This window comes from Caulobacter sp. SLTY, from assembly GCF_009905535.1.
Classification (GTDB): domain Bacteria; phylum Pseudomonadota; class Alphaproteobacteria; order Caulobacterales; family Caulobacteraceae; genus Caulobacter.
The window spans coordinates 1-21,880 of record NZ_JAAALA010000018.1 but is presented as its reverse complement, the minus strand read 5'-3'; the positions used below and the strand labels follow the sequence as shown (position 1 = coordinate 21,880).

At 68.6% G+C, this 21,880-nt stretch carries 17 protein-coding genes; all 17 read left to right on the top strand.

Annotated elements, in window-relative coordinates:
* The first annotated feature begins 13 nt into the window (after positions 1-13).
* Entirely contained in the window at positions 14-955 is a 942-nt protein-coding gene (locus GVN21_RS11800) for a sulfotransferase domain-containing protein (protein WP_166574947.1), read from the top strand.
* Positions 952-2,136 (top strand): glycosyltransferase family 4 protein, encoded by a 1,185-nt coding sequence (locus tag GVN21_RS11795; RefSeq protein WP_166574946.1) that lies wholly within the window; start codon positions 952-954, stop codon positions 2,134-2,136. Before GVN21_RS11800 ends, GVN21_RS11795 begins: the two co-directional genes overlap by 4 nt.
* A 118-nt stretch (positions 2,137-2,254) precedes the next feature.
* A complete protein-coding gene (locus GVN21_RS11790; RefSeq protein ID WP_166574945.1) occupies positions 2,255-2,965 on the top strand; it encodes a class I SAM-dependent methyltransferase in 711 nt (236 codons plus the stop codon).
* Positions 2,962-4,500, top strand: a complete 1,539-nt coding sequence (locus GVN21_RS11785; protein ID WP_166574944.1) for a hypothetical protein — start codon at positions 2,962-2,964, stop codon at positions 4,498-4,500. The genes GVN21_RS11790 and GVN21_RS11785 overlap by 4 nt, the downstream gene beginning before the upstream one ends.
* A 1-nt stretch (position 4,501) precedes the next feature.
* Entirely contained in the window at positions 4,502-5,632 is a 1,131-nt protein-coding gene (locus GVN21_RS11780) for a glycosyltransferase family 4 protein (RefSeq protein ID WP_166574943.1), read from the top strand.
* A gap of 2 nt (positions 5,633-5,634) precedes the next feature.
* Positions 5,635-6,576, top strand: coding sequence for a class I SAM-dependent methyltransferase (locus tag GVN21_RS11775; protein ID WP_166574942.1), 942 nt, complete (start codon positions 5,635-5,637; stop codon positions 6,574-6,576).
* A complete protein-coding gene (locus GVN21_RS11770) occupies positions 6,573-7,937 on the top strand; it encodes a hypothetical protein (protein WP_166574941.1) in 1,365 nt (454 codons plus the stop codon). Before GVN21_RS11775 ends, GVN21_RS11770 begins: the two co-directional genes overlap by 4 nt.
* Positions 7,934-9,025 carry an acyltransferase gene (locus GVN21_RS11765; protein WP_166574940.1) on the top strand — a complete coding sequence of 364 codons (1,092 nt, stop codon included), beginning with the start codon at positions 7,934-7,936 and terminating at the stop codon, positions 9,023-9,025. The genes GVN21_RS11770 and GVN21_RS11765 overlap by 4 nt, the downstream gene beginning before the upstream one ends.
* Before the next feature lie 2 nt (positions 9,026-9,027).
* Complete coding sequence (locus GVN21_RS11760) at positions 9,028-10,170, top strand: glycosyltransferase (protein ID WP_166574939.1); 1,143 nt, start codon at positions 9,028-9,030, stop codon at positions 10,168-10,170.
* Positions 10,167-10,727 (top strand): putative colanic acid biosynthesis acetyltransferase, encoded by a 561-nt coding sequence (locus tag GVN21_RS11755; RefSeq protein WP_166574938.1) that lies wholly within the window; start codon positions 10,167-10,169, stop codon positions 10,725-10,727. Before GVN21_RS11760 ends, GVN21_RS11755 begins: the two co-directional genes overlap by 4 nt.
* Positions 10,724-11,584, top strand: coding sequence for a glycosyltransferase family 2 protein (locus tag GVN21_RS11750; RefSeq protein WP_166574937.1), 861 nt, complete (start codon positions 10,724-10,726; stop codon positions 11,582-11,584). The genes GVN21_RS11755 and GVN21_RS11750 overlap by 4 nt, the downstream gene beginning before the upstream one ends.
* A complete protein-coding gene (locus GVN21_RS11745; RefSeq protein WP_166574936.1) occupies positions 11,581-12,384 on the top strand; it encodes an FkbM family methyltransferase in 804 nt (267 codons plus the stop codon). The genes GVN21_RS11750 and GVN21_RS11745 overlap by 4 nt, the downstream gene beginning before the upstream one ends.
* A gap of 64 nt (positions 12,385-12,448) precedes the next feature.
* On the top strand, positions 12,449-13,300 hold the full coding sequence (locus GVN21_RS11740) for a class I SAM-dependent methyltransferase (RefSeq protein ID WP_205690051.1): 852 nt from the start codon (positions 12,449-12,451) through the stop codon (positions 13,298-13,300).
* A 3-nt stretch (positions 13,301-13,303) separates the two neighbouring features.
* The gene (locus GVN21_RS11735; protein WP_166574935.1) at positions 13,304-14,503 is read left to right on the top strand and encodes a glycosyltransferase family 4 protein; all 1,200 of its coding nucleotides are present in this window, start codon (positions 13,304-13,306) and stop codon (positions 14,501-14,503) included.
* Complete coding sequence (locus GVN21_RS11730) at positions 14,500-15,498, top strand: NAD-dependent epimerase/dehydratase family protein (protein WP_166574934.1); 999 nt, start codon at positions 14,500-14,502, stop codon at positions 15,496-15,498. The genes GVN21_RS11735 and GVN21_RS11730 overlap by 4 nt, the downstream gene beginning before the upstream one ends.
* 29 nt (positions 15,499-15,527) lie before the next feature.
* Positions 15,528-16,496, top strand: coding sequence for a UDP-glucuronic acid decarboxylase family protein (locus GVN21_RS11725; protein WP_166574933.1), 969 nt, complete (start codon positions 15,528-15,530; stop codon positions 16,494-16,496).
* A gap of 507 nt (positions 16,497-17,003) precedes the next feature.
* Positions 17,004-21,563: an ATP-binding protein gene (locus GVN21_RS11720; RefSeq protein ID WP_166574932.1), complete on the top strand. Its 4,560-nt coding sequence runs from the start codon at positions 17,004-17,006 to the stop codon at positions 21,561-21,563.
* Positions 21,564-21,880 lie beyond the last annotated feature (317 nt).

Genomic DNA, 21,880 nt, shown 5'->3' with positions numbered 1-21,880 from the left:
GTCGGAGCCGGACTTGAGCCTGTCACAACCCACCACCGCCGCTGCCGCCTCCGGTCCCCTGGCCGGCGGCCCGACCCTGCTGGGCATCGGCGCGGCCAAGGCCGGCACCACCTGGCTTGCCGAGGTGCTGGGCGCCCATCCGCAGGTCTTCGTGCACCCTCAGAAGGAGCTGAACGCGCTCCTCTACCGCGACCTCGATTCGCGCATCGATGAATATCGCGCCTATTTCGACGGGGCGGAGGATACGCCCGTCCGCTGCGACTTCTCCGTCCGCTATCTCAACGCCGATCTGGCTCCCGCCGCCGCCTCCCGTCTGGCCCCGAACGCCAAGCTGTTGATGCTGCTGCGCAATCCCGTGGACCAGGTGCAGTCGCACTACTGGCACCTGCGTCGCCAGAACTTCCACCAGGTCGATCCCGTGCTCGACCCGCCGGACATCTTCGGCGCCCTCGACCGTTATCCTGAGCTGATCCTCGAGCCGGCCCTGTACGCCAAGCACCTGGACCGCTGGCTTGCCCATTTCCCGCGCGAGCGGCTCATGCTGATCGACAACCGCGACCTGCGCGCCCGCCCGAACGAGACCCTGGCCGAGATCTGCGACTTCCTGGGCGTCGACCGCTTCGACTTCAGCACGGCCCTGGGCCAGACCTCGACCACCGATGCCCGCGGCGGGGTCCAGCCGCGCGGCGGGGTGCTGGGCCGGCTGTTCCCCAAGCTCTACGTCGGCATCAGCCGCGGTCCCTACCGGTGGTTCAAGACCGCCTTCGGGGTCGAGCGGGCCGATGGCCTCAAGCGCCTGCTTCGCCTGCGCCAGGTTTCGGAAAAGGTGTTCTTCAAGCCGGGCTATCCGGCCCTCGACGCCGCCGACCGCCGCCGCCTCTACGACCGGTTCGCCGCTGACATCGACCGTCTGGAGGCCCTGGCCCCGTTCGTCTCTTCCTGGCGACCGCAATGACCCTTCGGCTCGGCGCCCTGCTCACCCATCCGATCCAGTACTACAGCCCCTGGCTCCGCCACCTGGCAGGCCAGGCGGATCTGAAGGTCTATTACGCCCACCAGCAGACAGCCCAGGGCCAGGCCAAGGCCGGCTTCGGCCAGGCCTTCGAATGGGACGTGCCCCTGCTCGACGGCTATGACTGGCAGTGGCTCGACAACATCTCCAAGCGGCCGGGCATCGACCATTTCGCCGGCTGTGACACGCCGGAGATCGACGGGATCATCGCCCGCGAACGGTTCGACGGCTTCATGATGATGGGCTGGAACCGCAAGTCCTTCCTCCAGGCCGGCTGGGCCTGTTATCGCACCGGCACGCCGCTGCTGATGCGCACCGACTCCAACCTGACCAGCCCCCGTTCGGCCCTGACCCTGGCGGTCAAGCGTGCGGCCTATTCCGCCATCCTGCCCCGCGTCGGTCATTACCTTTCGCCGGGCAGCCGCACCGACGCCTACCTGCGCCACTACGCCGTCTCGGAAGACCGCATCCACCGCCTGCCTCACATGATCGACGTCGAACGCTTCGCCGCCGGCGCCGCCAAGGCCCGCGCCAACGGTGACGCCGCTGCCTTCCGCGCCCGCCATGGGGCAGGGGAGGGCGACCGGGTTTTCCTGTTCGTCGCCAAGATGATCGCAAAGAAGCGGCCGATGCTGCTGCTCGAGGCGCTGGAACGCGCCCGCGCCGCCGGGCCGCAGATCAAGGTCTGGTTCGCCGGCGACGGCCCCCTGCGCGCCGAACTGGAAACCAAGGCCAAGGCGCTGGACCTGCCCGTCGCCTTCCTCGGGTTCGTCAACCAGAGCCAGCTGCCCACCGTCTACGCCGCCGCCGATTGCCAGGTGCTGCCCTCCGACACCGAGGAGACCTGGGGCCTGGTGGTCAACGAGGGGTTCGCCTGCGGCCTGCCGGCCATCGTCTCGACCGAAGCCGGCTGCGCGCCAGAACTGATTCAGGACGGCGTCACCGGCTGGACCATGCTGCAACCCGATCCCGACCATCTGGCCCAGCTGATGCTGACCGCCAGCGCCAAGGTTCGCGATCTGCCGCGCGGGCCGATCGACTCCCATTCCCAGCAAGGCTCATACGCCTTCGGGACCCATCGGCTGCTGGCCATTGTCGAACGCCTGAAGGCGGCACGCCGATGACATGCGGGCGCCACGAAAATCATCCACAGGCGGAAAGGGTTGCTTTTCCGAGGCTTGCGGGTCGACAAGGCCCGCGGCGGAGCCGACAATCCGCCACCGCAAAGAGGGGTAATGCGTCGTGAGTGAGGCCGTCTTCGACAAGTATGAGCGCATGGGCGCCTATCACTGGCGCGAATGCGACCGGAGCTCAAAGGTCTATAATCCGCCGCTCGCCGCCCGCTACGGCATGGTCACCCGCCGCGTCGGAACCGGCCGGGCCCTGGATCTGGGCGCCGGCGACGGCTACCTCTCCGGGCGCCTGGCCGAGACCTGTGCCGAGGTGGTGGCGTTGGAATACGAACCCTCCGGCGTCGCTCTGGCCTCGAAGATGCTGGCCGACCGCCCCAACGTCACCGTTCGCCAGGGCAGCACCTATGAGCTTCCGTTCGAGGACCGATCCTTCGACGCGGTGGTGATGGCCGACGTCATCGAGCACCTCGACACCCCCGAACAGGCGGTGCGCGAGATGGCCCGCGTGGTCGCGGCCGACGGCGAGGTTCTCGTCAGCACCCCCCAGTACCGGCCAGACCGGGTCTGGGACGAGCGCCACGTCAAGGAATACACCGCCGAGGAATTCGCCGCCCTGATGGGCGTGGGCTTCGAGGATGTGAAGCTGGTCTTTGCCTGGCCGCGCGCCTGGTCCGATTTCTATCGCACCAAGGTCGGCTGGCGGCTGCTGCGGATGGCCGGCCGGATGGGCTTCAATCCCTTCGCGATCGAAGGCTCCACGTCCGACGGCTTCTGCCAGATGCTGGCCGTCTGCCGTAAGCCCAGGAGCCTGCCGGCGTGACTGAAACCACCGCGGAAGACATCCCCGAGTTCGCCCTGGCAGACCGGCCCAAGGGCCGCCGAGGTTCGCTCTATCCACTGCAGATTCCGCTGATGGTGGTGGGCGCGGTCGGCGCCCTGTTCTGCCTCGTGTTCCAGGACTGGATCGTGGCGATCAGCGTCTTCTCGCTGTTTGCCCTGGTGGGCGCCAGCTGGCGGGCCGACATGCTGCCGGTCATTCCAGCCTGCATCGCCTTCCAGTGGGTCAGTTGCGCGACAGGCTATATCTATCACCACAACGTCGGCCGATACCCGGGCGGCGGGTATCCGGAGCAGCTGGCGGGGACGGTCCTCTTGGCCCTGCTGGGCCTGGCGGCGGTGGTCATCGGGATTCGAGCGGTGATGGCCCTGTTCAAGGACACGGTGTTCGCCAAGACCCTCGCGCCGGTGACCCGGTACAACATGAACCGGGTCTTCATCCTCACCCTGGTGGTGTTTTCGATCAGCTATGTCGTCGATGTGCTGCCGCAGAGCCTCTGGTTCGGCGGCGCCCAGATCATCGAAAACCTGCTGGCCCTGCGTTTCGTGCCCTATTTCCTGTTGCTGGTGGCGGCTTTCGAGCGTGGCCGCGGCTTTACCCAGGTGGTTGTCGCCACCCTGTGGGTGACGGCGCCGCAGCTGTTGACCGGCTTCAGCGACTTCAAGGAAATCCTCTTCGTGGTGATCATCGCCGCCCTGGCGCAGTGGCGTCCCTGGGTGCGCACTCGTGTCCAGCGGCGGCAGAACACCCGCATCCTGCTGTTCGGGGCCTTTGGCGCGGTGGTCGTGCTGCTGTTCGGCATCGTCTGGTCCGGCGGCGTGAAGCAGGAATGGCGTGACCAGATCTGGCGCGAAGACGTAAACGCCTCGCCGGTGGCGCGCATGGGCCTGTTCTTCGACACCGTCGGGCGCGTCGTTCCCAAGATCAAAGTCGGCAAGTCGATCGAGACTCTGTCGGGCCGCATCGCCAGCGGCACCCTCTACTTCACCTATGTCGTCGAGCGCGTGCCTCGGGTCGTGGCGCACGAGAACGGCACGCTGATCGGCAAGGCGATCGCCAACGCCACCCAGCCCCGGTTCCTGTTCCCCAACAAGGCCGAGCTCGGCGGCGACAGCTGGCTGGTCCGCACCTACGCGGGGGTCAACGCGGCCGGGGACGAGTCCGGCGCCTCGATCGGCCTGGGCTACATGGCGGAGTTCTTCATCGACTTCGGGATCCCCGGGGTCCTCGGCCTGTCGCTCCTTTGGGGCGCGGTCGGCGGGGGGGTCATGGTGCTGATGGCCAAGGTCTGTCCGTCGCGGGAAATCTTCCTGGCGGTGGTGATCGGCATCTTCACCCAGTACTTCATGGCCTTCGATGGCAGCATGATCAAACTGTTCGCCGGCCTGCTGCAGCGGACGCTGATCGCCGCGGCCGTGCTGGCCTTCATCGGGCCACGGATGCAGGCCTGGCTGCTCACCCGGCGGCGGTCGCCGGCCATGATGATGCGCAACCCCATGGGCTCGCCCCAAGTCTAGCATGCCGGACCGCCGCCCGATCCTGTTCTGCGCCACCGGCGTAACCGGCATCGATGGCGGCATCGCCTCGGCCAACCGCAACGTGCTGGCCGCGCTGCGGGCGGTCGGGGCCGAGACCGGTCGCGGGGTCGAGACCCTGGTCCTGACCGAGACCGGTGGCGAGGCGACGGGCTATCGCACCTTCGCCGGCGCCAAGGGGCCGTTCGCCCTGGCTACGGCCGCCGGCCTGCTGCGGTCGGGACTGGTGGTGTTCGACCATGTGCGGCTGGCCCTGCCGATCCTGGCCATGCCGTCCTTCCTGCGCCCGCCGACGGTCATCTGCGCCCATGGGTCGGAAGGCACCTGGCGCCTGCGGCCGTCCAGCGCCCGCGCCTACCGGGCCGCCGACCTGGTGCTTTGCAATTCCGACTACACGCTGAACCGCATGGGCAAGCATATCGAGCGGTTCAACGGCGTGGCCTGCCCCCTCGGCCTGGCGCCGCAGTTCACCGCTACGACCACCCCGCCACCGATCTCTACGGAGGCGATGAGCCTGCAGGCCGCCGATGGTGTTCAACGCCCACTCGGCGATCAGGTCCTGATGCTGGCCGCGCGGATGGACGCCGGCGAGCAGGAAAAGGGCCACCGCGAGCTGCTCGACATCCTGCCCGACCTCGCCGCCCGCCATCCGGGGGTGCAGCTGGTGCTGGTCGGTTCGGGCTCGGACCTGGCGCCCCTGCGCGCCATCGCCGCCGCCTCGCCGGCCGCGGCCCACGCCTTCCTGCCCGGCCGCGTCTCGGTCGAGGATCTGGAGCGGCTCTACCGAAAGGCCTACGCCTTCACCATGCCCAGCCGCCAGGAGGGCTTCGGCCTCGCGTACCTGGAGGCGATGAACCAGGCTCGACCCTGCCTGGCCTGCCACGACGATGGCGGGGCCGATGTGGTGGTCGATGGCGAGACCGGCATCCTAGTCCGCCAGCCGATCGAGCGGACCGAGCTTCTCGAGGCCATCAGCCGCCTGCTCGCCGACCCGGCCCTGGCCCGCCGCATGGGCGAGGCCGGCTGGCGACGCCTTGGCCAACATTTCACATCGACCGCCCATCAGGCGCGGGTGGCGGATTTCGTCCGCCCGCTGCTGAACAAGGATCACTGACCATGCCCAGCCTGACGCGGCGCCTGAAGACTTCGGCCAAACACGCCTTGCACGGGGCTTTCAGCCTCGGTCAGCGGCTCGGTGTCGACGTCCTGCCGCGCCACTTCTATTCCCAGATCCCCGATCTGGCGGCGATGAAGCGGGACACCAGCTGGCGCGCGCCGATGGCCATGACCGGGGTCAAGGGCGTCGACATCGAGGGCCAGGTCGCTTTCCTCAACCAGACCGCCCCGGCCGACATCACCGCCGCCCTGAAGGGTCGCGACGTCCATGCCGAGGCGGTGAAGCGCAACGGGGATGACGGCGGCTACGGCCCGATCGAGGCCGACTTCCTCTACAGCTTCATCCGCACCTGGAAGCCCAGGCGCGTGGTCCAGGTCGGCTGCGGCGTCTCCACGGCGATCATCCAGGCGGCCGGCGCCGACGCCGGCTACACCCCGGAAATCACCTGCATCGACCCGTATCCCACCGGCTTCCTGCAGGCCGAGGCGGCGGCCGGCCGGATCAAGCTCATTCCGATCCCAGCCCAGACGGTGGATGTCTCCGCCTATACCGTATTGGAAGCCGGCGACCTGCTGTTCGTCGATTCCACCCATGCGGTGCGGGCCGGCAGCGAGGTGAACCGGGTGGTGCTGGACGTCCTGCCGCGCATGGCGCCGGGCGTGTTCGCCCACTTCCACGACATCTACTTCCCCTACGACTATCCGCGCCGGCTGCTGACCGAGGACCTCTTCTTCCACGCCGAAAGCACCCTGGTGCACGCCTTCCTGGCCGGGAACCCGAACGTCCGCATCGAGGCGTCGCTCAGCATGCTCCACTACGCGGCGCCGGCTGCCCTGATGTCCTGCTTCCCCCGCTACGAGCCGCAAGGCAACGCCGACGGCCTGGCCGCTGGCGGCGGCAAGCACTTCCCCAGCGCGGTCTGGCTGAAGTTCGTCGAATGACCCTGCTGGCGGCCCTGCGCAGTCGACGGTTGAAGGCCGATCTCGCCGGGTACGGCCCGGCGTACGAGGCCGATCCCGCCGCCGTGCCGGCGCTGCAGCTGGCGGCGCTCAACGCCGCCTGGACCGAAAGCCTCGCTCGCTCCCCCTGGGCCCGCGCCCAGCAAGGCCGCCTCTCGCTCCCCGACAGCTTTTCCAGCTGGGAGCAGTACGAAAGCCTTGTCCCGGTCCAGCGGAAGCCCGAACTGCGCCTCGACGTCGATGCCGTGCAGACCGGCGAACCCGAAGTGCTCTGGCGCTCCACCGGCGGGACCACCGCCGAACCCCTGCGCTTCCCCGTCTTCGCCTCGGAGACGGCTTTGGCCGGCCTGGACGGCTGGCTCGGCCGCCAGCGCCTCGGTATTGCCCCGGACGACCGGCTGTTCCTGATCTGGGGCCATAGCCATCTGTTCAAGGGCTTCGTCACCGGCCTCAAGCGGCGGCTGTCCGACGCCGCCCTCGGCTACACCCGCTGGAACGCCTACCAGCTGACCCCGGACGACCTGAACCGCGCCGCCGACGCCCTGTTGAAGAGCCGCGCCCGCTACGTGATCGGCTATGCCTCGGCCCTCGACCGCTTCGCCCGCGCCAACGCCCACCGCGCCGCCGAGCTGCGCCGCCTGAACCTGGCCGCGGTGATCGCCACCGCAGAGGGCTTCCCCCGCGCCGACAGCCGCCAGGTCGTCGCCGACTGCTTCGGCTGTCCCGTCGCCATGGAGTACGGCGCGGTGGAGACCGGCCCGATGGCCTATGAGCGCGCGGCCGGCGGCTACGATGTCTTCTGGGCCCGCCACCGCCTCGAACTGGTCGGCCCGCCCAACGAGGCCGGCGCCCGCGAGGCGGTGGTCACCTGCCTGTTCCCCCGCGCCCTGCCGCTGCTGCGCTACGCCCTGGGCGACCTGGTGCTGCCCGAGGGAACGGGGGAGGGCGGACTGGTCGGCCTCAAGGCCGTGTTCGGTCGCTCCAACGAGGCGGTGACCCTGCCGGACGGGGCGGTGATCCACTCCGAAGCCTTCACCCACACCGTGCGCGATGCGCCCGGCGTGCGCGCCTACCAGATCGTCCGCCGCCCTGGCGCCTTGCCGATGATCCGCTATGAGGCCGATGCGCCGCTGGGTGAGGCGGCGGCGGCGGACTTGCGCGCCCGGCTGGCGCGGGTCGCTCCGGCTCTGGCCGACACCGCCCTGTCGTGGACGGCGGCCATACCGCCCTCCATGGCCGGAAAACACCGAATGGTCATCGACGAGGCTGACTTGTCGCCCGAACCGTCCGATAAGGGCGCCATCACGTCGGGGGGCGGAGCGGTGGGGAGCGTGCAGACATGATCGGGCCGGACGAGACCCGCGCCGCCACGCCCCCTTCGGCGCCCAGGGCGGCGGCCCCGCCGCGCCTCAATGGCCTGGACACCGTCCGGTTCATCTGCGCGGCCATCGTGGTCTTCGCCCATACCGGCCAGCCGCCCCTGCGCGAGGGGATCGACACCAGCCACATCGCCGGCAAGCTGCTCAACGGCCTGCTGAGCAATCTGTGGTCCTCGGCGGCGGCGGTGATCGCCTTCTTCGTGATCTCCGGATTCGTGATCCATTACGCCTATGCGGCCACCAACCGGATCCCGTCGGTGCGGGAGTACTTCGCCCGCCGCTACATCCGCATCCTGATCCCGGCCATCGCCGCCATCCTGTTGTCGATGACGGTGGGGCTCAGCCTGTCGCTGTTCGAGGGCACCATCCTGTGGAGCGTCGTCTGCGAGCTGATCTACTACACCATCTACCCGCTGCTGCTGATCCTGAGGCGGCGGGTCGGGGGCTGGATGCCGCTGGTCGTTGTGTCCTTCATTCTGGCGCTCGGGGTGGCGGCCACCGATCCGGGCCAGGGCGAGTATCCCAAGTACGGGACCCATCTGAACTGGCTGCTGGGCCTGCCCTGCTGGCTGATGGGCTGCTGGCTGGCCGACGCCTACCTCAAGGGGCGGCTGAACCGCTTCGCCGGCTGGGTCTGGCCACTGCGCGGCGCGGCCTGGGCGGGGATGAGCCTGTGCATGGTGCTGCGCTATCACAGCCCGGTGGGCTATCCCTGGACCCTCAACGTCTTCGCCATCGTGGTCACCCTGTGGCTGGCGGCCGAGGTGACCCACTACGCCATCCACAAGCCGCCGGTCTGGCTCGAATGGACCGGCCGGTGGAGCTATTCGCTGTATCTGGTCCATAAGCTGGCGGCGATCGTCTACGTCTCGCTGGCTATCCCCAGCCTCGGGCTGATCTTCGGCTGGTTGTTGAAGTTCGCCTTCATCCTGGCCTTCTCCTACGTCTTCTACCTGATCTGCGAGAAGCCGGCCCACCAGTTCGCCCGCTGGGCCGGCGCGCGGCTCAAGCCCGCGCCCCGCCCGCCTGCCGGGGAGCCGACGTCGGCCTGACCATGCGTGTAGTCCAGATCGTCGCCTCCATCGATGACGAGGCCGCCGGCCCGTCCTACTCGGCCCCGCGGCTGTCGGCCGCCGTGGCCCGGGCGGGGGCGGAGGTGTCGCTGTTTTCCATCGGGGCCAGGCCGCGCGACATCGGCGACGGCGTCACCCACCGCGTCTTCCCGCAGACCCTGGCCGGCGTTCCCGTCTTCTCCCAGCTTCGCCTATCCGCCGCCATGGACCAGGCCCTGCGCCAGGCCGCGCCCACCACCGACATCCTCCACGCCCACGGCCTGTGGCTGGCCCCCAACGTCTATCCCGCCGCCGCCGCGCGGGCGGCTGGCAAGGCCCTGGTTATCTCGCCCCGGGGCATGCTCGGTGGTCCGGCCATGGCCTTTTCCGCCAGCAAGAAGAAGCTGATGTGGAGCCTGGCTCAGGGCGCGGCCGCCCGCGCAGCGGCCCTGTTTCACGCCACCAGCGACCAGGAGTTCGACGACATCCGCGCCATGGGCCTGACCAACCCGGTCACGGTCATCGCCAACGGCATCGATGTCCCGCCCCTGGACCGGCCAGCGCCCCAGGCTACCCGCACCGTCCTGTCGCTCGGCCGCATCCACCCCAAGAAGGGCCTCGACGCCCTGGTCCGCGCCTGGTCGCGCCTCGGCGCCGCCACTGACGGCTGGCGCCTGCGCATCGTTGGCCCGGACGAAGGCGGCCACGCCGGCGAGCTGATCGCCCTGGCCAGGACCCTGAACCTCTCCAACGTGAGCATCGAGGGTCCGGTGTTCGGGGCCGACAAGCTGACGACCTACCGCGCCGCCGATCTGTTCGTTCTGTCGACGCTCAACGAGAATTTCGCCATGACCGTCGCCGAGGCCTTGGCGGCCGGCGTACCGGTGATATCAACCACCGGCGCGCCCTGGGCGGGTCTCGTCACCGAGGGCTGCGGCTGGTGGGTGGAGACCGGCGAGGCCTCCCTCGCCGCCGCTCTGACCGAAGCCATGGCGCGTCCGCCGGCCGAGCTGGCCGACATGGGTGAAAAGGGGTGGGCCTGGATGCGCCGCGACTTCTCCTGGGACCGGATCGGCCGGGAAATGCTGGACGCCTACCGCTGGGCCGCCACTGGCGGCGAGCCGCCGGCCACGGTGCGCCTGTGACCGACGATCTGGACATCGCCGCCAACCGTCGGGCCCGCAAATGGAGCCGGGGCGAACTGGCCGGCCGCGCCCTATGGGACGTCTCCCAGTTCCTGTTCCGCCTCAGCCCGCGCCAGCTCTGGGGCTGGCGGCGCACCATGCTGCGCCTGTTCGGGGCCCGGATCGGGCGCGATGTGCACCTGCATCCCACCGTGCGGATCACCGTGCCGTGGAACCTGGACATCGGCGACTACGCCGCCGTCGGCGACAACGTCCAGCTTTACAACCTCGGCCCGATCACCATCGGCCCCAAGGCCACCGTCTCCCAGAACGCCCACCTCTGCGCCGGCACCCATGACTACGCCAGCGTTGACCTGCCGCTGGTCAAGGCGACCATCGGGATCGGGGAGGGGGCCTGGGTCTGCGCCGACGCCTTCGTCGGTCCGGACGTCACCGTGGGTGAGTTCGCGATCGTCGCCGCCCGAGCGGTGGCGGTGAAGGACGTTCCCGCCTGGACCATCGTTGCCGGCAATCCGGCCAAACCGGTGCGCCAGCGCCCAGCCATGGGGGCCAAATGAAGGTCTCGATCCTCATCCTGACCTTCAACGAGGCGGCCAACCTGCCCGCCTGCCTCGCCGCGCTCAGCTGGTGCGACGACATCCTGGTCATCGACAGCGGCAGCACCGACGACAGCGTCGAGATCGCCAAGGCCCATGGTTGCCGCCTGCTGCACCGGCCGTTCGACGACTTCGCCGGCCAGCGCAACTACGCCCTGGAGCACGGCGACTTCCGCCACGAGTGGATACTGCACCTGGACGCCGACGAGATCGTCACCCCGGCCTTCCTCGCCGCCCTGGAAGCGCTGCAGCCGACCGACCACCTCGACGCCTGGCGCGTGCCGTTCAAGACCATCTTCTTCGGCCAGTGGCTGCGCCACGCCGGCATGTGGCCCGCCTACCAGGTGCGGCTGGGCCACGCCCAGCGCCTGCGCTTCGTCCAGGTCGGCCACGGCCAGCGTGAGGATCTGCCGCCTGAGCGGGTCGGCGATTTCCCCGAGGCCCTGCTGCACTACAGCTTCTCCCACGGCCTGCGCCGCTGGCTGGACAAGCATGTCCGCTATGCCGCCGACGAGGCTGCGGTGATCGTCGCCGCCCGAGCCGAGGGGGCGAAGGAGACGGCCAAGCTCTCCTCCTCCGACCCCACCGAGCGCCGCCGCGCCGCCAAGGCCCTGGCCGGCCGCCTGCCTCTGTTCCTGCGGCCGGTGGCGCGGTTCGTCTATATCTACTTTGTCCGCCGGGGCTTCCTCGATGGCCGCGCCGGCTTCGTCTACGCCTTCATGCTGTCGGTCTACGAGGCGATGATGGCCATCCTCGCCTACGAACAGTCCCAGCCGCCCGGCGCCAACCGCATCCAACCCCCGAAGGCGAAGCCATGATCCGCGCCCTCTATCGCGCCCTGCTCCGCGGGCCGAAATTCCGTGGCCGCCATCGGCTGGAAAACGCGCTGCGCCGCCTGCTGGCCCCGGCGGTGGACGCCGCGCCGGAAGGCCTGCGGATGCAGCTCGACGCCCAGGAATGGCTGCAGATCAGCCTGCTGGCCGGGGAGGAGCAGGAGCCCCGCACCATCGCCCTGCAGAAGCGGCTGCTGCGACCCGGCGACGTCAGCATCGACGTGGGCGCCCACGTCGGCTTCCACGCCCTGGTCGCCGCCCGCTGCGTCGGCCCCACCGGCCAGGTGATCGCGGTCGAGCCCCAGCCCTACAATGCTGACCGGGTGCTGACCAACAGCGCCCTCAACGGCCTTGAGAACATCGTGGTGGTGGTCGCCGCGGCCGGCGCCGCCCCCGGCTCCATCGAGCTGAACAACCAGAAGCCCAGCGACAAGGCGCGGCTGACCGCTCTCGGCGCGGGGGTCAGCGACCTGCCCGCGCGATTCGAAGTTCCGCTGATCACCCTGGACCAGCTGGCCCAGCGGCGCGGCCTGACCGGGGTGCGGCTGCTGAAGATCGACGTCGAGGGCTATGAGGCCGAGGTCCTGGCCGGGGCGGCGCAGATGCTCCGCGTCACCGACCACGTCATCTTCGAGTGGCTGCCCGACAGCGACCCGGCCGAGCGTTCGCGCATCGTCGAGGCCCTGTCCGGCGCCGGATTCGCCTTGCGTCAGGTCGACGGAACGCCCTGGGCGCCCGGCTCCGAAGCGATCGAACATAACATCTGGGCCTGCCGGCAGGATTAGGGGCGCGATCGTCGCGTTGACCGGCTATAGGCTCTCGCCAGGTAAAGAGGGGATTGTTGCAGTGGTGTTTTCGACCAAAGTCCGGACCGGTATCAACAGCGTGCTCGGCGCCGCCGGCCTGCGCCTCGAGACCCTGACCGCCGAGCGGCGGGAACACGCCCGCCTCGATATGCTCAGCGCCGCGGGCCTGTTCGACCGCCCGGTCTACGCCCTGTCGCCCGGCATGGCCGACTTCGACGTCGGCCCGATGGCCGCCGCCTACAACGAGCATCGCGAGGCCCTCGAGCGGCTGCGCAAGCTCGAGACCAACGACGTCGGATACAATCCCGACAACACCTTCTTCCGCAGCCCCGACGTGGACGCCCTCTATCTTCTGGTCCGCACCCTGAAGCCGGCCCGGGTGGTCGAGGTCGGCTGCGGCCACAGCACCCGCATCACCCGTCAGGCCATCAAGGACGGCGGCCTCTCCACCCAGCTGATCGCCATCGACCCCTGGCCCCGCGCCGAGATCGAGGCCTTCGTCGACCGCTTCGAGCGCCGTCGCCTGGAAGAGGTCACCGACTACAGCATCTTCGACGAGCTGGTTCCCGGCGACATCCTGTTCATCGACTCCAGCCACCTGGCCAACCTCGGCAACGACGTGGCCCGACTGTTCTGCGACGTCATTCCCCGGCTGAAGCCCGGCGTGGTCATCCACGTCCACGACATCTTCCTGCCCTACGAGTATCCGCAGCACGAGGCCCGCGACTGGGCCGGCTGGGGCGAGCAATACGTCCTCCACGCCCTGCTGCAGGGCGGCAAGCATGAGCTGATCTGGCCCGGCCATTACCTGAAGCGCTCGGGCAAGTGGTTCGAGGCCCTGCCGTTCCTGAACAACGGCCCGTCGCACAGCTTCTGGTTCCGCTACGGCGGCTAGGCCATGAGTTCCGTGGACCGCCATACCGTTATCGTTTGCGACTGGCTGCCGCCCGCCTTCGGGGCCGTCGGCCAGTACATGATGCAGCGCGCCGAAAAGCTCGCCGCCGAGGGCCAGACGGTCTCCATCGTCGGCCTGGGCGAGCGGGACGGCGTTGAGGAACAGGTCATCGGCCCAGGCCGGCTGACCATCCGCCGGGTCGGCGCGGTCGGCACGGCCAAGGGCGGTTCGCTGATCAAGCGCGGCCTCTGGGCATTGCAACAGGCGCTGAAGCTGATGGGCGCCGCCAATGAGCGGATCGCCACCACCCCGAAGGCCGGGACCGAGATCCTGGTCACCGGCTCGCCGCCCTTCCTGTCCTACATCTTCATCGTGGTGAACTGGATCGCCTGGCGGCGGGACATCATCTACCGCATCACCGACTTCTATCCGGAGACGGTGTTCGCCGCCGGCTACATGCCCTGGCTCAAGCCCGTGGAGGGCCTGTTCCACCTGGTCCGCAAGGCCGCCACCCGCATCGAGGCCCTGGGTGAAGACCAGAAGCGCCGCCTGGCCGAAGGCGGAATGCCGGCTGACAAGATCGTCGTGGTCCGCGACGGCGCCCCGTTCGCGCCGGACGCCCCGGTCCGCCCCCTGCCGCGGGCCGTGCCGGACGACAAGGTGATGCTGCTCTATTCCGGCAACATGGGCGTCGCCCACGACACCGACACCATCCTGGCCGCCTATGAGCGCCACGTCCGCCAGGGCAGCGACCGGGTGCGCATCTGGGTCAACGGCACCGGCGCGCGCCTGGGTCCCTTCGCCGACGAATGTCGAGCCCGCGACCTGCCCATCGTGGTCACCCCGCCGGTTCCGATCGAGGATCTGCCCAGCGTGCTGCACAGCGCCGACGCCCACCTGGTGCTGCAGAAGACGGAGTTCTGGGGCTACGTCCTGCCGTCGAAGATCTACGCCTGTCTGCCGCTGCCGGCGCCGCTGCTGTTCATCGGCCCCACCCAGTCGGACGTGGACCTGCTCGGCCGCCAGCGCACCGCCCCCTACATTCAGGTGGACGTCGGCGATGTAGAGGGTTGTGCATCGGCGCTTGAGAAGCTGGCCGACGAGGTTATGAAGACGCGGGACGCGGACGCTCAGATTGGGGGGCCAGCCGCGCCTGTAAAACGTGCCGGCGGGCGGGCCGCCAAGAAGGACATTGCGATATGACACGGCAAGCGTTGGTGCTCGGCGCCGGGGGATTCATCGGCGGCCATCTGGTCAAGCGCCTGAAGGCCGAGGGCTTCTGGGTTCGCGGCGTCGACCTGAAGGAGCACGAGCACGCCGTGACCGCGGCCGACGACTTCGTCATGGGCGACCTGCGCGACCAGCAGGTGGTGGACGCCGTCATCGACCGCAAGTTCGACGAGGTCTACCAGCTGGCCGCCGACATGGGCGGCGCCGGCTACATCTTCACCGGCGAGCACGATGCCGACATCATGCACAACTCGGCGACCATCAACCTCAACGTGGTCCACAAGGCCCGCGAGCGCGGCGTCGACAACCTCTTCTATTCCTCCTCGGCCTGCATGTACCCGGCCTATAACCAGGAAGACCCGGACAACCCCAACTGCGCCGAGGACAGCGCCTATCCGGCCGCCCCGGACTCCGAATACGGCTGGGAAAAGCTGTTCTCCGAGCGGCTCTACCTCGCCTACAACCGCAACTACGGCATGAACTGCCGCGTGGCCCGATACCACAACATCTTCGGCCCCGAGGGCACCTGGGACGGCGGCAAGGAAAAGGCCCCGGCCGCCATCTGCCGCAAGGTCGCGCTGGCCGCTGACGGCGGCACGATCGACGTCTGGGGCGACGGGCTGCAGACCCGCTCCTTCCTCTACATCGACGAATGCGTCGAGGGCACGATCCGCCTGCTGCGCTCGGGCTTCGAGGGGCCGGTCAACATCGGCTCGGACGAGATGGTCTCGATCAACCAGCTGGTGGCCATGGTCGCCGACATCGCCGGCAAGACCATCCACATCAACCACATCCCGGGTCCGGAAGGGGTGCGCGGCCGCAACTCCGACAACCGCCTGATCGAGGAGCGCCTGGGCTGGCGCCCGTCGGCCACCCTGACCCAGGGCCTGGAAAAGACCTATGAATGGATCGAGCGGCAGACCCGCCGCAACGCGCCGGCCGGCCAACCGGCGACCGCCGGCGCTTGATCTTTTCAGCTGACATTTAAGGGGCGGGCATGTCTGGCAAGCGCATTCTGATCACCGGCGGCGCCGGCTTCATCGGCTCGCACCTGAGCGAGCGGCTGTTGGCCGAGGGCAACGAGGTGCTCTGCGTCGACAACTTCTTCACCGGCGCTCGGGCCAACATCCGCCACCTGATCGGCAACCCGGACTTCGAGCTGATCCGCCACGACGTGACCTTCCCCCTCTATGTGGAGGTCGACCAGATCTACAACCTGGCCTGCCCGGCCAGCCCGGTCCACTACCAGTACGACCCGGTCCAGACGACCAAGACCAGCGTCCACGGCGCCATCAACATGCTGGGCCTGGCCAAGCGCACCGGGGCCCGCATCCTCCAGGCCTCGACCTCGGAGGTCTACGGCGACCCCAGCGTCCACCCCCAGGTCGAAGGCTACTGGGGCAACGTCAACCCGATCGGCCCCCGCTCCTGCTACGACGAGGGCAAGCGCTGCGCCGAGACCCTGTTCTTCGACTACCACCGCCAGCACGCCGTCGACATCAAGGTCGCCCGCATCTTCAACACCTACGGCCCGCGCATGCACCCCAACGACGGCCGGGTGGTCTCCAACTTCGTCGTCCAGGCCCTCAGCGGCCAGGACATCACCCTCTTCGGCGAGGGCACCCAGACCCGCTCCTTCTGCTACGTCGACGACCTGGTCGAAGGCCTGATCCGCCTGATGAACACCGAAAAAGGCGTCACCGGCCCCATCAACCTCGGCAACCCCAACGAATTCACCATCCGCCAGTTGGCCGAGCTGGTGGTGGAGATGACGGGCACGGGGTCGAAGCTGGTGTTCCGGCCGCTGCCGACGGACGACCCGAGGCAGCGGCAGCCGGATATCTCGCTGGCGAAGGCGGAGCTAGGCTGGGAGCCGACGGCGCAGTTGCGTGAGGGGTTGGGAAAGACGATCGCGTATTTTGATCGGCTGTTGAAGGAAGAGGGTGCGGTGGGGCAGTCGGCGTAGCCGTCGCCGAACTAGCGCGCATTAGCGGATTCTGACCATCATCCGCTGCGACTAGGTTTAACTCATTGCGGGGGTTCGGAAGGCCCGCTTCCATCAGGGATGACACGCGCCCCTACATCTTCTGGCAAAGCACCCGCCAAGCGGCGGAGGGCGGACCATCAGCGGATCCCGCTGTGGGACGAACCAGCGGGAATGTTGGACTTTTCACAGAATTCACCTCCGCGGACCCCCGGCTACTGTTCATAAGCTGGCAGATCAGTAAAGTTCAACGCAAGGGGGTGGCGTATGAGCAAGATCGACGTCTCGTTGTGGTGCTGTCTGTTCGCGGGGGTCACGGCCGCTACGGCAATTGGCGGGCCAGTTGGCATGGCTCTCACGGGCGCTGCGAGCATCGCGGGCAACATTGCCGCTAGCAAGCTGCAGGCGGTCCTGGACGATCGTCGCGCGGCGAGGACGGATCCGACTCGGCTCATCGCTACCGCGTTGCGCCAAGCCCAATTGGAGGCCATGCGCGGTGTCATCCAGTGCGCTGCCAGCGAGGCGGGCTTCGAAGGGACGCCTCAGCGCATTCTCTGCAATGCGCTCCTGGCTTGGATCGATGGCCAGCTCAAACAGGCTGGGAAGTATGAGCTCCGGGCGCCGGTTCTGGCCGACTTGCGCGGGACGGCGCTGAACGGGCTAGCCGAGCCAGAGGCAGGACAAGAGATCGACACGCAGGCCGCCGCTCGCGCTGCCGCGTGGTCCGAATTGGACAGCGCGGCCAATCTCGCCATCGCCCGCCCTGCGCTGCCCTGGCTCCACACGCACTTCGACGGGGAACAAGGCTGGTGCGCTCATTTCGTGGTCGCCTGGGTCCGAAAGCTCCGGCAGCCAGAACTGAAGACTTTTGTCGATCACGTACGGCAGGTGCTCCTCGGCCAGCAGGTGTCCTCACTCACTGATTACCTGACGTCGGTTCACGCCCTCGCTGAAAAGCTGGACCTCGCGTTGTTCGGCGCTCCGCCGGTCCCGCTCTGGCTTCCCGGTCCCGGGGCGTTCGAGGAGACCTATCGACTCTCTTTCCAGAACCCGGCGATTCCCTTCGTCGGTCGCGAGCGCCAACTGGCCGAGATCGAGGCGTTCCTGGACGACCCGGCGATGTTCCGTTGGCACATGGTGGTCGGCGGCGGGGGGGCCGGAAAGAGCCGGTTCGCCTTGGAACTGGCCCGTCGTCAGGAGGGCGAATGGCGTGTCGGGTTCGCTCAGCAGATCCGCAAATTCGTCCAGCCCGCCTTCTGGAATCCGGGCCGACCGCACTTGGTCATCGTCGACTATGTTCTGTCCGAAGCGAAAGAGTTGGGGGAACTGCTTGCTTGGTGCGTTGGCCTGCCGCAGAGCGGACCGAAGATTAGGGTGCTCCTTTTGGAGCGAGCGGACGATCCGATCGTGCGCTCACAGGTCGTGCAGGATCAAGCAAGCCGGCCAAGTATAGAGCAGCACCGCTGGGCTCAGAACGCGCTGGAATTGCCGGCGCTTACCCGGGATGAGTTGTGGGAGATCTCCGCGCCATTCCGCGCGGACTCGCCCATCGACCGCGACGCCTTCTTCGACGTCCTGGCCCGCCTCGACCCCGACTACCGCGCCCTGACAGCCCTGCTCATCGCCGAGGCGGCCGGACGCGGTCAGACGGACTTCTCAGATTTGGAGGCGCTGCTGGAGGAACACCTCAAGCACGAGCGGAAGACTTGGTGGGGCAGGGAGCGAGACGATCACGCGGTGAAGACCGCCGAAGACCTGCTGGCGCTGTCGACGATGGTCGATGGCTATGTGCCGCAGCGTCACGCTCCCTTCCTTCCCCGAGGTGTCCAGTTGCGGGCGGCTGACGAGGCGGTGCACCCACGTGTCGCGACGTTGCAGCACTTCGCTCCTCCGGGACAGCGCGCAGGCGCCGTTCTGGGCCGGCTGCTTCCCGACTTGGTGGGTGAGTACTTCGTGCTGGATCGCCTCCGCGCGCAGTCAAAGCCGAACCTCGGTACAGGCGTGGTGGAGGTGTGGCTGCCCGATACGGCATGGAGAGGGGACGCTCGGGCCACGGCCGAGTTCTGCGGTCGCGCAGCGCGCGATTTTCCCGACTTGGCCGTAGGGTTGGGGTTGGATCGCCCCGTCGCCGGTGTCGCCGACAGCTACGCCCACGCGGCGTCTCGTGCCTTCGCGACCGCTGACGGCGATGCAGATGAGCGGCTGCGCGAGGCCTTCACTGAACTAGAGACTTACGCCGCGGATTCGGCCGCTTGGGCGGCCGGCGCTGCCCTTTTGCTCTTCGCCACCGCTCAGCCAGCTGGCGTGTTCAAAAATGCAACATTGGAGGCTGAACTCGTGGCGCTGGAAGAGCGGTCCGGGGCGGAGGGCGCAGCCCCCGAGCTCGCCGTCGCTTGGGCTGGTAGCGTCATGAACTTCGTCACAGACGTGGCTGCGCCTGAGCCGGATCGCGCGGCGCGGTGGCTGAAGGCGCTGGAGGAGCGGTCCGGGGCGGAGGGCGCAGCCCCCGAGCTCGCCGTCGAGTGGGCCAATAGCGTCACGAACTTCGTCGCCCGTGTCGCGGCAAATCACCCGGATCGGGCGGAGCTGTGGCTCGAGGCACTGGTGGAGCGGTCCGGGGCGGAGGGCGCAGCCCCCGAGCTCGCCGTCGCTTGGGCCAAGAGCGTCATGAACTTCGTCACAGAGGTGGCTGCGCCTGAGCCGGATCGCGCGGAGGTTTGGCTGAAGGCGCTGGAGGAGCGGTCCGGGGCGGAGGGCGCAGCCCCCCAGCTCGCCGTCGAGTGGGCAAATAGCGTCACGAACTTCGTCGGCCGTATCGCGGCGGATCACCCGGATCGCGCGGAGCTGTGGCTGAAGGCGCTGGAGGAGCGGTCCGGGGCGGAGGGCGCAGCCCCCGAGCTCGCCGTCGAGTGGGCCAAGAGCGTCACGAACTTCGTCGGCGGGGTCGCGGCGGATCATCCGGCTCGCGCGGAGCTGTGGCTTAAGGCGCTGGAGGAGCGGTCCGGGGCGGAGGGCGCAGCCTCCGAGCTCGCCGTCGAGTGGGCCAGTAGCGTCATGAACTTCGTCACAGACGTGGCTGCGCCTGAGCCGGATCGAGCGGAGCTGTGGCTTAAGGCGCTGGAGGAGCGGTCCGGGGCGGAGGGCGCAGCCCCCGAGCTCGCCGTCCTGTGGGCTGGTAGCGTCATGAACTTCGTCACAGACTTGGCTGCGCCTGAGCCGGATCGCGCGGAGCTGTTGCTTAAGGCGCTGGAGGAGCGGTCCGGGGCGGAGGGGGCAGCCCCCGAGCTCGCCGTCGAGTGGGCTAAAAGCGTTACGAACTTCGTCGGCCGTGTCGCGGCGGATCACCCGGATCGCGCGGAGCTGTGGCTTGAGGCGCTGGAGGAGCGGTTCAGGGCGGAGGGCGCAGCCCCCGAGCCCGCCGTCGAGTGGGCCAAGAGCGTCACGAACTTCGTCGGCGGGGTCGCGGCGAATCACCCGGATCGCGCGGAGTTGTGGCTTAAGGCGCTGGAGGAGCGGTCCGGGGCGGAGGGCGCAGCCCCGGAGCTCGCCGTCGAGTGGGCCAAGAGCGTCAAGAACTTCGTCGGCCGTGTCTCGGCGGATCACCCGGATCGCGCGGAGCTGTGGCTTGCGGCGCTGGAGGAGCGGTCCGGGGCGGAGGGCGCAGCCCCCGAGCTCGCCGTCGAGTGGGCCAAGAGCGTCACGAACTTCGTCGGTCGTGTCTCGGCGGATCACCCGGATCGGGCGGAGCTGTGGCTGAAGGCGCTGGAGGAGCGGTCCGGGGCGGAGGGCGCAGTCCCCGAGCTCGCCGTCGCTTGGGCTAATAGCGTCATGAACTTCGTCACAGATGTGGCTGCGCCTGAGCCGGATCGCGCGGAGCTGTGGCTTGCGGCGCTGGAGGAGCGGTCCGGGGCGGAGGGCGCAGCCTCCGAGCTCGCCGTCGCGTGGGCTAATAGCGTCATGAACTTCGTCACAGACTTGGCTGCGCCTGAGCCGGTTCGCGCGGAGCTCTGGCTTAAGGCGCTGGAGGAGCGGTCGGGGGCGGAGGGCGCAGCCCCCGAGCTCGCCGTCCTGTGGGCCAAGAGCGTCACGAACTTCGTCAGCGGGGGCGCGGCAAATCACCCGGATCGGGCGGAGCTGTGGCTGAAGGCGCTGGAGGAGCGGTCCGGGGCGGAGGGCGCAGCCCCCGAGCTCGCCGTCGAGTGGGCTAAGAGCGTCATGAACTTCGTCACAGACGTGGCTGCGCCTGAGCCGGATCGCGCGGAGCTCTGGCTTAAGGCGCTGGAGGAGCGGTCCGGGGCGGAGGGGGCAGCCCCCCAGCTCGCCGTCGAGTGGGCGAAGAGCGTCATGAACGTCGTCACAGACGTGGCTGCGTCTGAGCCGGATCTCGCGGAGCTGTGGCTTAAAGCGCTGGAGGAGCGGTCCGGGGCGGAGAGCGCAGCCCCCGAGCTCGCCGTCGAGTGGGCCAAGAGCGTCACGAACTTCGTCAGCGGGGTCGCGGCGGATCATCCGGATCGCGCGGAGCTGTGGCTTAAGGCGCTGGAGGAGCGCGCGCGGTACACGCCCTCATCGGTTCAGATCGCTGAAGCCTGGAGTATGGCCGTCGCCGCCCTGTGCAATCTCGGGCCCAAAGAGCGCGCCCCGTCCATATACGAGCGGCATGCTCAGTGGTGGCGACGGGATCCGCGGCCGCAGGTCGCGGTCGGTTGGGCGTTGGGCCAGAGAGGCGTCATCCACGCGTTGGAGCCGATGACGCCGCCCGCGGCTTGCTGGACCGACCGTGTGAGCGTGCTCATCGCATTCGGAGACGATGAAAGAGTTTCAGGGGTCGCTAGGCAGCACGCCGCTTTCAATCAGGCTTGCTTGGAGGCGTTCACAGGAATGTCGGAGGCGTTCAGGGCGACCGTGGAAGGCTCTTGGGATTCCGAAGGCCTCCTGGATCACCTCAAGGCCCACGCGACCGACCCGGTGCTGGCCCTCTTTCTCCCCGCTCTCCGCGCGCGCCTGGGCTTGGCCCCGGAAACGCCCGACTGGGGAAGGCCCGACTCCTGATGCCGCGCCATAGGGGCGCGGCCATCTCGCTGCGCCAGCGCTATCTCTCCGTGAGAAACCGGAGAGTTCGCAGAGCGGGAGGGGCCTGTGAGGGGAGTCCGGTTACAGGTTCGAAGATTCAAAGCGTGGTGGTGCTTGGCAGGCCGGTCCCGCGGCGGGCGCCAAGCCTGGAGAAGACCTCGTTGGCACGATCAGTCGGGCCCCGCTGTAGCGCGAGGCAACCGGAAACGTTGGACCTTTCACCAACTTCCGCTCCTGGCGAGCCCAATGCCTCTCGGGAATCGAACACCCCTAAACCCCCCGCCCCATCAACTGTC

What these genes read in the sequence shown, in the direction of transcription:
- GVN21_RS11795 (WP_166574946.1), top strand. Translation starts at nt 952, where the DNA reads ATGACCCTTCGGCTCGGCGCCCTGCTCACCCATCCGATCCAGTACTAC.
- GVN21_RS11780 (WP_166574943.1), top strand. Translation starts at nt 4,502, where the DNA reads ATGCCGGACCGCCGCCCGATCCTGTTCTGCGCCACCGGCGTAACCGGC.
- GVN21_RS11775 (WP_166574942.1), top strand. Translation starts at nt 5,635, where the DNA reads ATGCCCAGCCTGACGCGGCGCCTGAAGACTTCGGCCAAACACGCCTTG.
- GVN21_RS11770 (WP_166574941.1), top strand. Translation starts at nt 6,573, where the DNA reads ATGACCCTGCTGGCGGCCCTGCGCAGTCGACGGTTGAAGGCCGATCTC.
- GVN21_RS11765 (WP_166574940.1), top strand. Translation starts at nt 7,934, where the DNA reads ATGATCGGGCCGGACGAGACCCGCGCCGCCACGCCCCCTTCGGCGCCC.
- GVN21_RS11760 (WP_166574939.1), top strand. Translation starts at nt 9,028, where the DNA reads ATGCGTGTAGTCCAGATCGTCGCCTCCATCGATGACGAGGCCGCCGGC.
- GVN21_RS11750 (WP_166574937.1), top strand. Translation starts at nt 10,724, where the DNA reads ATGAAGGTCTCGATCCTCATCCTGACCTTCAACGAGGCGGCCAACCTG.
- GVN21_RS11745 (WP_166574936.1), top strand. Translation starts at nt 11,581, where the DNA reads ATGATCCGCGCCCTCTATCGCGCCCTGCTCCGCGGGCCGAAATTCCGT.
- GVN21_RS11735 (WP_166574935.1), top strand. Translation starts at nt 13,304, where the DNA reads ATGAGTTCCGTGGACCGCCATACCGTTATCGTTTGCGACTGGCTGCCG.
- GVN21_RS11730 (WP_166574934.1), top strand. Translation starts at nt 14,500, where the DNA reads ATGACACGGCAAGCGTTGGTGCTCGGCGCCGGGGGATTCATCGGCGGC.
- GVN21_RS11725 (WP_166574933.1), top strand. Translation starts at nt 15,528, where the DNA reads ATGTCTGGCAAGCGCATTCTGATCACCGGCGGCGCCGGCTTCATCGGC.
- GVN21_RS11720 (WP_166574932.1), top strand. Translation starts at nt 17,004, where the DNA reads ATGCGCGGTGTCATCCAGTGCGCTGCCAGCGAGGCGGGCTTCGAAGGG.